At 59.2% G+C, this 12785-nt stretch carries 14 protein-coding genes; 10 read left to right on the top strand and 4 right to left on the bottom strand.

Annotated features, from left to right (window positions below; all coding sequences use genetic code 11):
* The 7 genes from NW835_RS11375 to NW835_RS11405 all read left to right on the top strand — a co-directional run.
* Positions 1 to 416, top strand: a 416-nt coding sequence (locus tag NW835_RS11375; protein WP_414415334.1) for an endonuclease domain-containing protein, incomplete at its 5' end; no start/stop codon positions are given.
* A 21-nt stretch (positions 417 to 437) separates the two neighbouring features.
* The gene (locus NW835_RS11380) at positions 438 to 1085 is read left to right on the top strand and encodes a hypothetical protein (protein WP_414415335.1); all 648 of its coding nucleotides are present in this window, start codon (positions 438 to 440) and stop codon (positions 1083 to 1085) included.
* A 2-nt stretch (positions 1086 to 1087) separates the two neighbouring features.
* Positions 1088 to 4270: a helicase HerA domain-containing protein gene (locus tag NW835_RS11385; RefSeq protein ID WP_414415336.1), complete on the top strand. Its 3183-nt coding sequence runs from the start codon at positions 1088 to 1090 to the stop codon at positions 4268 to 4270.
* Between the two features lie 157 nt (positions 4271 to 4427).
* The gene (locus NW835_RS11390) at positions 4428 to 5276 is read left to right on the top strand and encodes a hypothetical protein (RefSeq protein ID WP_414415337.1); all 849 of its coding nucleotides are present in this window, start codon (positions 4428 to 4430) and stop codon (positions 5274 to 5276) included.
* 92 nt (positions 5277 to 5368) lie between these two features.
* Positions 5369 to 5638 carry a hypothetical protein gene (locus NW835_RS11395; RefSeq protein ID WP_414376343.1) on the top strand — a complete coding sequence of 90 codons (270 nt, stop codon included), beginning with the start codon at positions 5369 to 5371 and terminating at the stop codon, positions 5636 to 5638.
* Positions 5639 to 5671: 33 nt separating this feature from the next.
* Positions 5672 to 6406 carry an energy-coupling factor ABC transporter ATP-binding protein gene (locus NW835_RS11400; RefSeq protein ID WP_414415338.1) on the top strand — a complete coding sequence of 245 codons (735 nt, stop codon included), beginning with the start codon at positions 5672 to 5674 and terminating at the stop codon, positions 6404 to 6406.
* Positions 6407 to 6641: 235 nt separating this feature from the next.
* On the top strand, positions 6642 to 6854 hold the full coding sequence (locus NW835_RS11405) for a Calvin cycle protein CP12 (protein WP_414385889.1): 213 nt from the start codon (positions 6642 to 6644) through the stop codon (positions 6852 to 6854).
* A 48-nt stretch (positions 6855 to 6902) separates the two neighbouring features.
* Here NW835_RS11405 and NW835_RS11410 read toward each other — a convergent pair whose 3' ends face one another.
* The 3 genes from NW835_RS11410 to msrB all read right to left on the bottom strand — a co-directional run bounded on the left by NW835_RS11410 (position 6903) and on the right by msrB (position 8506).
* The gene (locus tag NW835_RS11410; protein WP_414371894.1) at positions 6903 to 7067 is read right to left on the bottom strand and encodes a hypothetical protein; all 165 of its coding nucleotides are present in this window, start codon (positions 7065 to 7067) and stop codon (positions 6903 to 6905) included.
* Positions 7068 to 7242: 175 nt separating this feature from the next.
* Positions 7243 to 8046 carry an FTR1 family iron permease gene (locus NW835_RS11415; RefSeq protein WP_414364372.1) on the bottom strand — a complete coding sequence of 268 codons (804 nt, stop codon included), beginning with the start codon at positions 8044 to 8046 and terminating at the stop codon, positions 7243 to 7245.
* Positions 8047 to 8095: 49 nt separating this feature from the next.
* Positions 8096 to 8506, bottom strand: coding sequence for a peptide-methionine (R)-S-oxide reductase MsrB (msrB, locus tag NW835_RS11420; protein ID WP_414364370.1), 411 nt, complete (start codon positions 8504 to 8506; stop codon positions 8096 to 8098).
* Between the two features lie 208 nt (positions 8507 to 8714).
* On the opposite strand from msrB, the gene ndhN reads away from it, so the two are divergent.
* The 3 genes from ndhN to NW835_RS11435 all read left to right on the top strand — a co-directional run bounded on the left by ndhN (position 8715) and on the right by NW835_RS11435 (position 12168).
* The gene (gene ndhN, locus NW835_RS11425; RefSeq protein WP_414364400.1) at positions 8715 to 9158 is read left to right on the top strand and encodes an NAD(P)H-quinone oxidoreductase subunit N; all 444 of its coding nucleotides are present in this window, start codon (positions 8715 to 8717) and stop codon (positions 9156 to 9158) included.
* A 94-nt stretch (positions 9159 to 9252) separates the two neighbouring features.
* Positions 9253 to 10257, top strand: a complete 1005-nt coding sequence (locus NW835_RS11430) for an LdpA C-terminal domain-containing domain (RefSeq protein WP_414376348.1) — start codon at positions 9253 to 9255, stop codon at positions 10255 to 10257.
* A 15-nt stretch (positions 10258 to 10272) separates the two neighbouring features.
* Positions 10273 to 12168 (top strand): R3H domain-containing nucleic acid-binding protein, encoded by a 1896-nt coding sequence (locus tag NW835_RS11435; protein ID WP_414415339.1) that lies wholly within the window; start codon positions 10273 to 10275, stop codon positions 12166 to 12168.
* Positions 12169 to 12184: 16 nt separating this feature from the next.
* Here the strand turns inward: NW835_RS11435 and NW835_RS11440 are convergent.
* Positions 12185 to 12785 (bottom strand): UbiA family prenyltransferase (locus NW835_RS11440; protein ID WP_414415340.1); only part of this gene is annotated, 601 nt, incomplete at its 5' end.

Here is a 12785-nt window from a genome sequence, read left to right on the forward strand (position 1 = left end):
CCCTCCAGTTGCCGCTCCCGGAGAGGCGGGGGGAGGTCGACAGCTCGGTGCAGGTGGTGGTGGGTTGCAAGGGATCCCCTCACCCCTTTAGCCTAGCAGAGAAGAAGCTAGCCGAGCGGGTGGCAGCGGACCCGCAGCTCAAGGATCTGCTAGAGTTTAACCAAGTGTTGCAAAGTGTAACCGGGCAATCCTTTCGAGCAGATCTCCTTTGGCGGGAGGGCAAGGTGGTGGTGGAAGTGGACGGGCCAGAGCACTGCAGCCGAGACCGCTACTACCAGGATCGCCTGCGGGACTACCAACTGCTGATTTCCGGCTACTTGGTGTTGCGGATCCCCAACGACCTGGTGATGAGCGACTGCGAGCGGGCGGTGGAGATGATCCGCAAGGTAATTCAACAGCAACGGAGCCGGCTTTGAGGCGAGTTGGAGAGTGAGAAGATGACCTCTTTGTTGCCCAAGAGCGAAATTTTGCTCTGGAAGCTTCTGCTAACGGGGGAAGAACCGGCCAAGTCCCAGCTGAAGCCAAAGCACAGCGCCAAGGAGCTCAAGCTGCTGGAGGAAAGGGGCCTCATTGAATACAAGACCACAGTTGAAAAGGGAAGGAAAGTAGCTCGGCTTGCACTAACTGACAAGGCCTGGGACTGGGCCTCCACCACACCTCCAACGGCCATTGCCCGTTCCAAGTCACCGGAGGCAGCAGTTGTTTTGCAAAAGGTCTTGGAAATTTTGGTGGACTACGTGCAGCGGGAGAGCGTTCCCTTGGCCCATGTCCTCAAGCCAGCCGGCTCTGGCCAACTCCCTTCCGATTTTGGCCAAGCAAAAGTCGATCCCGCCTTCCTCGAGAAGGTCTTTCGAACTTGTGAGGAGATGGGAGGACGCCACTCCGAGGTTTACCTATCAGATCTACGCCAAAGATTTCCCCAAGTGCCACGCCAGCAATTGGATCAAGCTCTTGTGGCTTTAGATCGCCAGACCAAGATTGTATTGATGCCTATTGACGATCCCTTATCTATCACTCCCGCAATCGAGGCGGCAGCCATTACCCTCTCCGGCGCCAAAAGATACTTTCTGCGAATTAGGAGTTAAGCATGCAGAGTGCAGAAGAACAACAAAAGGCCCTTGAGGCTCTCAGGGAAGTTGATTTTGATTGGACGGTTCACCTGAAGAAAATCTGGCAGCCACCAGAGTTTGACGTCCCCGATCTTAATGGAGAAGTTAGAAAGCTGCTATTTGAGCGGCTGGAGAAGTTGATCCAATCCCCCCAAAGCGAGTCTCCGCTAGGGATCCCTGTCGTCGGCAGCGGCGGTACTGGGAAGACCCACCTGCTCAGGGTATTGAGACAGCGCTGCTTTGAAAGGGGCGTGGGATTTGTCCTGGTGGACATGACAGATGTGAAGGATTTCTGGAAAACGGTAGTTCAAGGATACCTTACATCCTTGATGCAGGAAGAGCCAGATGGAAGAAGCCAGTTAAGAAAGGTTCTCGATCAAATCTTCCTGAAAGCCCTGGCCAGTCCTAAGAAGGCAGAAGAGATTGCCGAATTTCCTCCTGACCTCTTGGTCAGAGTTGTCAATCGAGTTCTACAATGGCTGTTTACTCAAGATAAGAGTAACACACTTAAGTATCAAGACTGTGTGCGGGCCATGATTTTGGCCAACTCTGCCGACTTTGCAATAGCTGCGGCTGGAATTAGCTGGATAGAGGGCCTAGGTGTAGATGATCCGGAGACGAAGCAAAGGTTTGGCTTTGTCTTGCCAGGCTTAACTCCCAGCGAGATCGTCGCGGGGCTTTCTTGGCTCATGAGCCTGAGGGGGCCCACTGTAGTTGCTTTGGATCAGCTGGATCCAATCATTATGCAATTTCATATAGCTTCAGAAGAATCAGGGGCAGAAGCAAAGACTACAGAAAACATTGTTCACAGCATTGGGGGCGGTCTTATTGCGCTACGAGATTATCTCTCTCGATCTCTTGTGGTTGTCTCCTGCCTAAACGATTCTTGGAAAATTTTAAAAAAGACGGTTGTTTCTACGTTTTCAGGTCGCTTTGAGTCCGATTTGCTCTTTACGCTTACGCTTCTTCCCTCTCCAGATACTGCTGAGGCTGTTGTTGCCCCTCGCTTAGAAAAAGCCTATCGCAAGGTTGGCTTTACTCCTCCCTATTCCTCCTACCCCTTTAAGCCGGAGTTTTTTGAAAGCAATCAATTTCTGTCTCCTCGAGCTCTTTTGCAAAAATGCCATGAGCACAGAGAGAGCTGCTTGAAAGAAGGGAAAGTTATCGAGTTAGGATCCTCCGGTTCTCCTCTTACTACTTCAAGCGCTTCTCTGCAGGAACTGGATCGCGAGTTTGAGAAGTTTAAGCAAGATGCTGATATCTCTCCATATTTACAGGAAAACAAAGATGAGCCATGGAAAGAACTTTTGACTTCTGTATGTCGCTTTCTAGTTGAGCAAGAAAAGTTGCCGGCCAGCATCGGCACCCAAATTGAAACGGATTTTCCTGGAGCCACAAGTTTTTCCCAGATGCATTCTCGTTTGCGCCTGATCTCCCATGAGGCCAACGAGCGAGAAAAGCACCTTTGTCTGATAGCCATCCAGTCAGGTAATCCCAAGGCCTTCCAGGCCCGCTTGGGAGCCGCCAAGACAGCCGCCGGGATCGATCCGGCCCTGCGATCTCGCAAGCTGGTGGTGGTGCGCACCATACCAGTGCCCAGAGGCCCGGTAAGCCAACAATTGTGGCAGAGTTTTCTTGCGGAGGGCGGGATCCACTGGCAGCCCAGCGAAAGGGAAATCAGGGTTCTGCTGGCCCTAGAACAGCTCAAATCCAGGCCCGGTTTTACGGACTGGCTGGCCGAGCGGCAACCCCTTGCCCAACTGGCAGCCGCCGAGCCTGATTCGGCTTTGGCCAAGATCCTCGCCTGGCTGAAGGAAGGGATCCCTGGGCAGGAAACTCCAAAAGGGGATTTCTCACTTTCTAGGGTAGAGAACGGCAGGGCCCCTCAAGCCAAGCAGGACTTGCACCTGCCGAGTTTGTTTGTCGGGCGGCGTTGGGTGGCCAACCGAGAAGGGGAGCCGGTCTTTCTGCCCGTCCCAGAGCTGGTGCGGCACACCGTGATCCTGGCCGGCAGCGGCTCCGGGAAAACGGTGCTTTTGCGACGCATCGTGGAGGAGGCAGCCTTGCAAGGGATCCCTTCCATCGTTATCGATGCTGCCAACGACTTGGCCCGCCTGGGGGATCCCTGGCCTGCTGCCCCCCAAGGCTGGACAGAGGAAGATCAGGCCAAGGCAGAGCGCTACTTTGCCCAAACCGAAGTGGTGATTTGGACCCCTGGGCTGGCAGCAGGTAACCCCCTCACCCTCGCCCCCCTGCCGGACTTTGCTGCGCTGGCTGACGATCCTGAAGAGCTGGATCAGGCCGTCGACATCGCCTGGGGCGCCCTTCAGGAGATCGTGGCCCCCGGCAAGACTGTCAGCGACCAACTGAAGCGGGGAGTTCTCAGGGCAGCTTTGAAGTACTTTGCCACCCACCAGCCCGGATCCCTGGCCGAGTTTGCCGAGTTCCTGGCAGATCTGCCCCCAGAAGCAGGAGCCGATATCAGCAAGGCTCCGCAACTGGCCCTGCAGATGGCCAATCTCCTCAAGGCTGCCATGGTCAACAACAAGCTGCTCAGTCAAAGCGGCACGGCGTTGGATCCGGCCAGCCTGTTGGGGCTGGGCGCAGGCTATGGCAAAACCCGCGTGTCGGTCATCAACCTGGTGGGTCTTCCTACCCTGGGCGAACAGCAGCAATTTGTAAACCAACTGGCCATGGCGCTGTTTGCCTGGATCAAGAAAAACCCCGCTCCGCCGGAAGCGCCAGTGCGTGGGCTGTTGGCCATCGACGAGGCCAAAGACTTTGTGCCCTCCCAGGGGACTACCCCCTGCAAGCAGAGCCTGCTGCGCCTAGTCGCCCAAGCGCGCAAATACGGCCTGGGCCTCATTTTTGCCACCCAGGCTCCCAAAAGCATCGACCACAACATTATTGCCAACTGCTCCACCCAGTTCTTTGGCCGGGTCACGTCGCCAGCGGCTATCGAGGTGGTGCGCGAGCAAATTGCCCAGAGGGGAGGAAGCGGCGAGGATGTAGCGATCCTGAAGGTGGGGCAATTCTACCTCTCCTCGCAGGAGCTTCACCCGCCCTGCAAAGTCCAAACTCCCTGGTGCCTGTCTTTCCACGCCCCTACCCCTCTAAGCGAAGCTGAGGTGATCCAGCGCTCTCAAGGCAGCCAATCCTAGATCCTGCTTGGCGCCCTGCTCTGGAACGGTTGCCCCTTCCCCGAGCTAGTAGTTGGCAAGGATCTGGACGGGAGTTATGCTCCCTTAAGACGTTGGCCGGAAGGGGACAATGGAAGCCGTCAAAAGACCAGTTCGGCGGAACTTAGGGATTTTGGCCTTGCTGGCAATTTGGGCTTGGCTGAGCTGGGGGACACTGGTTTGGTCTGCCCCCTCCTGTAGGGAGCGGGAGCTGCGCTTGCTGCGGCAAATCCTGGCCGCGCTGGGCCGTCCCCAGGTGGTAGTGGAAGAGGTTGCTCTGTTCGATACGGATCAATGTCTGGTTCAGTTGGTATTGGATCGCCGCGGGCTGAGCGGATCCCTGCCGCCGGAGATTGGCCAATTCCACCGCCTGCGGGCTTTGTCTCTCAGTTACAACCAGCTTTCTGGCCCCATCCCCGCCGAGCTGGGGCAACTGAGCGAGTTGGAAAACCTGTTTCTGGACTACAATCAGTTCTCCGGCCCCATTCCGCCGGAGCTAGGGCAACTGCACAAGCTGCGGGGGTTGTTTTTGGATCACAACCAGCTCTCCGGGCCTATTCCTGCCGAGCTGGGGCAGCTCAGCCGCCTAGAAAACCTCAGTTTGCAAAACAACCAGCTCAGCGGCGCCATTCCCAGCCAACTGGGCCAGATGAGCTCCCTGAGGGGCCTGTTTTTGGATCGCAACCAACTCTCTGGGCCCATTCCGCCCCAACTGGGGCACCTGCGCCACCTGGAGAATCTGTACCTGTCGGACAACCGCCTCAGCGGATCCCTGCCGCCAGAGCTAGCCCAACTCAAGCAATTACGGGATCTGCGCCTGGCCCGTAACCAGCTCACAGGCGAGCTGCCCGGCTTTTTGGCAGAACTGCCGCGGCTGGAACGGCTCCACATCGAGGGCAACCCTGGCCTCTGCCTGCCGGCGGCCCTGTCGAGTTGGTTTGCCGGTCTCAATCCAGGGGATCCCGCCTCCGCCCGCCCCTGCCCCTAGCGCTGGAATCTGGGTTTGCCGGCCTCCAGGTCTTCCGCCGACCTGCGATACTGGGATCAGGTGTCCACGGCCCACTACGCGAACGGTCAGCCATGTATATCTTGGAATTGCTTTTAAAAGGGAATCCCGCCCCCATCGTCGTCCACCAAAAAGAGGAGGAGGCGGCCAACCGCGCCTATCAGAGTGTGGTTGAAGCTCTTCGCAACGGATCCCCTCAAAGCTTGGAGCTGACCTGTGACCGCACTGGCAAAAAGGTGTTCCTGCTCACCGGCGAGCTGTGTGGCGTGCAAATGACCACCAAGTCGGGTGGCGCTGGTGCCCCAGGAACGCGTCCCGGCTTTTTGGCGCAGTTGCAGGGTTGAGAGCAGCTCTTCGGGTCTTCGCAAAGGATCCTCATGTCTGAGAGGGGGACAGAGTCCTTTCGCGGTGGCAAGAGGGAGTCCCCGCCGGCCATTCGGGTGGAGGGCCTAACCTTTGCCTGGCCGGAGCGTCCCCCGGTTCTGCGAGAGTGCAGCTTTGTCATTCCCAAAGGCCAGTTGTGGATGCTGCTGGGGCCTAACGGCAGCGGCAAGTCCACCCTATTGCAACTGTTGTCCGGATCCCTCACCCATCCTCAGCCCCTAGCCGGCCACTTGGAGGTGCGCGGGCGGCTGGGCCACGTGTTTCAAAACCCGGATCACCAACTGTTTATGCCGACGGTAGGGGCAGATGTCGCCTTTGGCTTGGGGGCAGAGCCCCTCACGTTGGAAGAGATTGCCGAGCGGGTAGAAACGGCCTTGGAGCAGGTGGGCTTGCGGCACTTGATCCGCCGGCCCATCCACGGCCTCAGCGGTGGACAGAAGCAACGGGTGGCGGTGGCTGGGGCCCTGGCCCGGCACTGTGAAGTTCTGCTGTTGGACGAGCCAACGGCCTTGCTGGATCCCGAGAGCCAGGCGGAGTTGCTGCGCTGCATCCGCCGCCTGGTGGATCAAGAGGGGATCACCGCCCTCTGGGTCACCCATCGGCTGGCCGAGCTAGAATGGGCGGACGGAGTAATTTTCCTCTCCGAAGGACGGGTGCGCTATCAGGGATCCCCAGAGCAGGTGTGGCAACAGCTTGGACAACTGTTCGGCGCCTTCAGGTCTCACTGATCCCGAAGAGATCGCAAAAGGGTGGCTGCAACCCCCTGCGGTCGCTGCTTAGAATGGTAATGTATCCACAGCGCTCGATAGGTCGGCAGCAGGTCATTATCCTGGACTTATCTACCCTGCGGAGTGGCAGGTTTCTGCCTGTTAATCCGTGAGTGCGCTAGATCCCTGCGGATCGGCGTCAGCAGATTATACCTGTGGGCCCCTGGCCCCATCTCGTTGAAAGGAGCTTGAGCATATGGAACTGGCTGAAGTCATTGCCAAAGAGCTGGAAAACGCCCGCAAGATCTGCGATGAGTACGGCGAAGGGGATCCCCACTGCCGTGCTGCTTGGGATGTTGTTGAAGAAGTGCTGGCAGCCCGCAGCCACCAGCCCAAAACTCCCAGCAGCCTTGAGCAGCACTGCGCCGAAAACCCAGACGCCGTTGAGTGCCGGGTTTACGACACCTGATTTCAGGTAACCCCGCAGAGTAAACTTCCCCCGACTTTAGTCGGGGGCTTAGCAATAACGCGAGTGGTAAAATCTGCATCCCTTTCCCAGCCACAGGCCGGGTTGACACAAGCAAAAACCCTTTCCTTCCCGTTGGCCAAGCCACAAACACTGGTGGCAGGTCTGTGAGCGATAGGCAGGCGGCACCACCACAACCTTGACCTCTGCCCTCATTGCCTTGTACTGCACAAACTGCCTCAACAGGTAGAACGCCCCTCGCGCTAGCGGGCCGTAGGCCTCACTATTCGACCGCCGCCGTTCTGTCTGGCTGCACGGCTATTGGCTGACACACCCCCGCTCGCGCCAGCGGGCTGTAGGTCTCTGTCGCATCCAGCTTTGCAGAAGTTTCTCACGGAGAAAGGTTTTGAGCAGAATCAGCTCGCAGCCATTGCCTCATCCACAAGACAAAGGCCGTTCCCAGCAGCACCAGTTGCGGGATCAGCGTCTGCCAAGTGGGATACAGACCCAACCAGCGCAGCTTCGGGATCCCGGATAAGGGGGTCATCGGAAGCCAGCCCGCCACTTGCAAAGCGTGGAGGCCGCTGCCCAGGAACTTAAAGCCCAAGTAAAAAATCAGCAGGCTTAAACCCCGGAAAAAAGCCCCCAAGGGCAGCTTCAGCCCCACCTGCAGCAGCAAAATCGCCATTCCCACCAGCAGCAGGGATCCCAGACCGATCCCCAGCCAGAGATCTTCTGCCGCCAGGGAAGGGGCCAATCCCACATAAAACAACACCGTTTCCGCCCCTTCGCGAAACACCGCTGTAAAGGCCAGGAAAGCGAGGGAAAAGACCTGGCCGGTGGCGAGCGCTGCCTGGGCTTGTTCTTGCACAAAGGTTTGCCAGGAGGCAATGGCAGCCCGCTGGTGCAGCCAGAGGCTGACCGAAAACAGCAAACCTGCCGCCACCAGCCCCGTGATCCCTTCCAGCACCTCTTGGCGGGTGTGGGTCAGCAACTGCTGGAAAAACAACTTCACCAGCAAGGCAAGCATCACCGCTGCCAGCAGACCCATGGATCCTCCCAGCCAAACCCAGCGCTGTTGGGCTGACTGCCCACTTTTGCGCAGAAGGGCCAGCAAAGCCACCAGCACCAAGAGTGCCTCCAGACCCTCCCGCAGCAAGATCGAGGCAGCATCCAAAAAGGTGTAGTCCGACATCAGTTCACCCAGGCAGTCTGCCCAATTCTAGCGTTGCCTGAGAAAAGGCTCAGGTAGTGGTGGGAATGAACTTGAGAGCAGCAGAGTTGATGCAGTAGCGCAAACCCGTTGGTGGGGGACCGTCCCGAAACACGTGTCCCAAGTGTCCCCCACAGTTGGAGCAGTGAACCTCTGTGCGAGGCACGAACAATTTCCAATCCGTCTTGGTACCGATCACCTGCGGAGCAACCGGCTCCCAGAAACTGGGCCAGCCAGTGCCACTGTCGTATTTGGCTGCCGAGGAAAAGAGCTCCTGCCCACAGCCCGCGCAGACATAGATCCCTGGGGCCTTATTGTCGTAGTAGGCGTTGCGGAAGGGGGGCTCGGTTCCCTCTTGGCGCAGCACGTAGTACTGTTCTTCAGTAAGCAGCTCACGCCACTCGGCGTCGCTCTTGGTTACGGGATAGGTTGGTTGAGCCATTGTCTGTTGCTCTCCTGTTGTTCTCAATTCTAACGCCTCTTTATGTCTTCCTCCCCTCCTCCGGCAGGTAGGGGGAGGCCGGGGTGCTTCTATGAGTTCCATCGGTAACTTCTATCCTCGCCTGGGGGCCTACTCCCGCTACAATGGGCACGGGCAAGGCTGGCCTCGAGATCCTAGACTCTCAACTCTGAGGAAGACGGAGTGCTTTATGTTGCTGGTGGGCTCAGGTGCCAAGTTTGTGCAACAGCTCGAGCAATGCGGGGCTTTGGCCATGTTTGTCACCCCGGAAGGGGGATCCGAAGGGCATTACCTGCGGCGGCTGCGCGGGGCCGGCTACGAGGTAGTCACCCTGTCCAGCAAGGGGATTGGGGATTTGGTCAGTTATCTGACGTCCAGCCATGGGGTGCGGCCTGCCACGCTGGGCAAATCGCAGCGGCGTACCTATTTCTACCCCTCGTTGATCGAGCAGTACCGTGCCACCTTGCCCCCAAAGGCTAAGGGATTGGTGTTTTGGTTTTATGAGGGGCATGTGCTCAGCCGGCAAGAGCTCTCCTACCTGGTGAAGCTGAGCCAAGAAGATAAGGGCGTGAAATTTGTGGTGGAGCTGGGTCGAGAGCGGTCAATTCGCTGGCAACCTCTGCAGAGTGCCTGAGGATCTGCCCAGATGCCTCGAAAATTCTTTGCTACCATCTCAAGTAGGCGGCCTGCAGCCCAGACTCCCATCCTGCCGGTGGCTTTCCGTGTCTGTGACCTTGCCGAACGTCTCGCTGCAACAGGGTACTTGGTTTAAGCTAATCTGTGGCGCAAGTTTCCACCACTTGCCGTCGATTCGAGAGCTCTCTTTTCTCTACACGCTGGCCGGTGCCGATTGCATTGACGTTGCCGCCGATCCGGCCATTGTGCAAGCTGCCCAACAAGGGATCCGGCGGGCCCAGGCGGAGGATCCCCAGGTGGGATCCCCCTGGTTGATGGTCAGCGTCAACGACGGCGAAGATGTGCATTTTCGTAAGGCGGTGCTGGTGGATCCCGTCTGTCCTGCCGACTGTCCGCAGCCCTGCCTAGCTGTTTGTCCGCCCCACGCCTTGATCCGGGCAGGCGCTTCCACCCAAGTCCACATCCGGGCAGAGCTCTGTTACGGCTGTGGCCGCTGTGAGCCAGTGTGTCCCCACCAGCGCATTGCCACCCAGGGCTATCAGGTTGCGGCGGCGGAGATCCTGCCGTCCTTGCTAGAGCTGGGGGTTGAGGCGGTGGAAATCCACACCCGTATTGGTCGGCAAAGTCAATTCGCGCAATTGTGGGGATCCCTAAAGCCCTGGCTGCGGCGGCTGCGGGCCGTCTCGATTAGCTTTAACGATGGCCCCGGTTTGGAGGCTTATTTACGGGATCTGCTGGCCTTGATGGATCCCCTGCCGGAGGTGTTGATCTGGCAGGTGGATGGCCGGCCCATGAGTGGAGACATTGGAGCTGGCACCAGCAAGGCCACCCTAAAGTTGGCCCGCAAGGTGTTGGATATGGGCCTGCCTGGCTATGTGCAACTAGCAGGAGGAACCAATGGGCAAACGGTGTCGCTGTTGGATCCCTGTTGGCCGGTGGCGGGTGTGGCCTTCGGCAGCTATGCGCGACAGTTGGTGGCCGCCTATTTGGAGGGGGGATCTGGATTGGCAGGCGGGATCCCATTGGCCAAACAGTTGGTGCAGCAAGTGAAGCGACGAGCGGTGGCCCCCAGACAAACCTGTTTTTCCGGTGTTTAACAACGTTGCTTAACCATGAGTTTCTCAGTACAGCCCTTCAACCCGTCGGCGAATCTGGAAAGTGCTCCGCACCGCCTAAGCAATCGTACCCCTTTTCCTGGCCAAGTCCACTACAACGACGATTTGAACAAGCTTCTGGATGTTCTGCCCGCCCCCATTCGCCAGCGCCTGGAGCAGCATCCCCAGTTGGATCAGTTGGTGGAGGTGGTGCTGGATTTGGGCCGCCGCCCGGAAGCCCGCTTCCCCGGCTTTGCCGATTACCTCTCGGAGGAGGTAGTCACCCGCGCCGACCTGGATCTGGTCATCAGCCAAGTGGGAGAGTTTAGCGGCGACAACCGGGCTGGCATTGCCTCAACTCTGCACCGGATCAGCGCCATTCGCAACCGCCAGGGCACGATCATCGGCCTCACCTGTCGGGTAGGGCGTTGCGTTATCGGCGTCATCAGCATGATCCGCGATTTGGTAGAGCAGGGCCGCTCGATGCTGTTGCTGGGCCGCCCAGGGGTGGGCAAAACCACCGCCCTACGGGAAATTGCCCGCGTGCTGGCGGACGAGCTGCACAAACGGGTCATCATCATCGACACCTCCAACGAAATTGCCGGTGATGGCGACGTGCCCCATCCAGGGATTGGCCGGGCCAGGCGCATGCAGGTGGCCAGCCCGGAGCTGCAGCACAAGGTGATGATCGAGGCGGTGGAAAACCACATGCCGGAAGTGGTGGTGATCGACGAGATTGGCACCGAGTTGGAGGCTCTGGCCTCCCGCACCATTGCCGAACGGGGGGTGCAACTGGTGGCCACTGCCCACGGCAACCGCATCGACAACCTAATCAAAAACCCCACCCTTTCGGATCTCATAGGCGGGATCCAATCCGTCACGCTGGGAGACGAAGAGGCGCGGCGGCGGGGCTGCCAGAAGAGTGTCCTGGAGCGCAAAGCCCCCCCCACGTTTGAGATTGCGGTGGAGATGCTGGAGCGGGATCGCTGGGTCATCCACGAAGATGTGGCGGCCACTGTGGATCGCCTCCTGCGCAACCGCGAGCCACTGGTGCAACTGCGCAGCCTGGACGAACGTGGCCAAGTGGTGATCGAGCGCCCCACCCTGTCTGGCCCCCAGTGGCCCCCCCCTGCCGGCAGCACCCCGTCCCCGACGCGGGAGCGAGGGGGATGGCACCGTTCTGGGCGGATGGAAGCTTTGCCCTTAGAACCCAGCGAGACTCGTTTGCGCCAGCCTGGTGAATCTGGCTCGCCCTCGGCCAAAGGGGCCGTCCCGCCAGCAGCAGCGGGATCCCGTCCTGAGCCGCAAGTTATGGCCAGCCCCAAGGCAGAGTCCAGGTCTGAGGAGGAAGAGGATGCCGACTGGGAGGAACCTGCGGCAGCGGCCCTGGCAGAACGGCAACGGGGCCTGGAGGGGCTGCTGAGGATCTATCCCTACGGGGTTAGTCGCTTCCACCTGGAGCAGGTGATCCAAACTTTGAAGCTGTCGGCGGATGTCACCAAAGACCTGGATGAGGCCGATATTGTTTTGGCTTTGCGATCCCAGGTGCGCAGCCGCTCCAAGATCCAGCAACTGGCCCACGCCCGCCAGATCCCGATTCACACCGTCAAGGCCAATACTCTGATCGCCCTTGCCCGCGCCCTGCGTCACATCCTCAACATCGAAAGCGAGGACGGCTCTGATTCTGACCTGGAGCTGTTCATTCGGGCCAGCTCGGGCGACGAAACGGAAGCCTTGGAGGAGGCCCGCCTGGCGGTGGAGCAGATCGTCATTCCCAAGTCCCAGCCGGTGGAATTGCTGCCCCGCTCCCCTCTAATCCGCAAGCTGCAGCACCAGTTGGTGGAGCACTATCACCTGCGGGCCCAGAGCTTTGGCGAAGAGCCCAACCGCCGCCTGCGCATCTATCCCAACTAGCTCCAGCCAGGGTTCCTCAGGCCAGCAGGGATCCAGCGATCATCCCTGCCAAGAGAATGAAGCCCTGGAGGACGTTTTGGCCGAAGATGGCCATGTAGAGAGTGGGAGGGGGATTGACCTGGTGGAGCTGCCAGGTTTGCCGGCCCCAGAGGGCGGCGGCAACTGCCAAGCTGAGGAAATAGACCGCGTGCAACTGCAGGCTGATCCCCACCCCTAAGAGGGCAAGGGCGGCGCCCAAGAAAAATAGCCCCACCGCCGTCGGCGTCTGTCGCCCAAAAAAGCGGGCGCTGGAGTGGATCCCGGCCCGCTCGTCGTCCTCCCGATCCGATAGGGCATAGACCGTATCAAACCCTAACGTCCACAACACCGTGGCCAGCCACAGCCAGCCCAGCCCCTCCTCCCACAGGGGCTTCTGGGGATCCTGGCCGCTCACCGCCGTCCAACTGATGAGCACGGCAAATCCCCAAGCCAGGGCTAGCACCAGTTGGGGCACCGGGAACACCCGCTTGGCCCCCGGATAGAGCAGGATCACCGGCACCGCCGCCACGCAGAGGGCAAAGCTGACCGGGTTGAGAAAAAGCGCCAGCCCCGCCGCACAGGCCAAGGTCAGCAGCGCC

The organism is Synechococcus sp. OH2 (genome assembly GCF_047462155.1).
Taxonomy (GTDB): Bacteria; Cyanobacteriota; Cyanobacteriia; order Thermostichales; family Thermostichaceae; genus Thermostichus.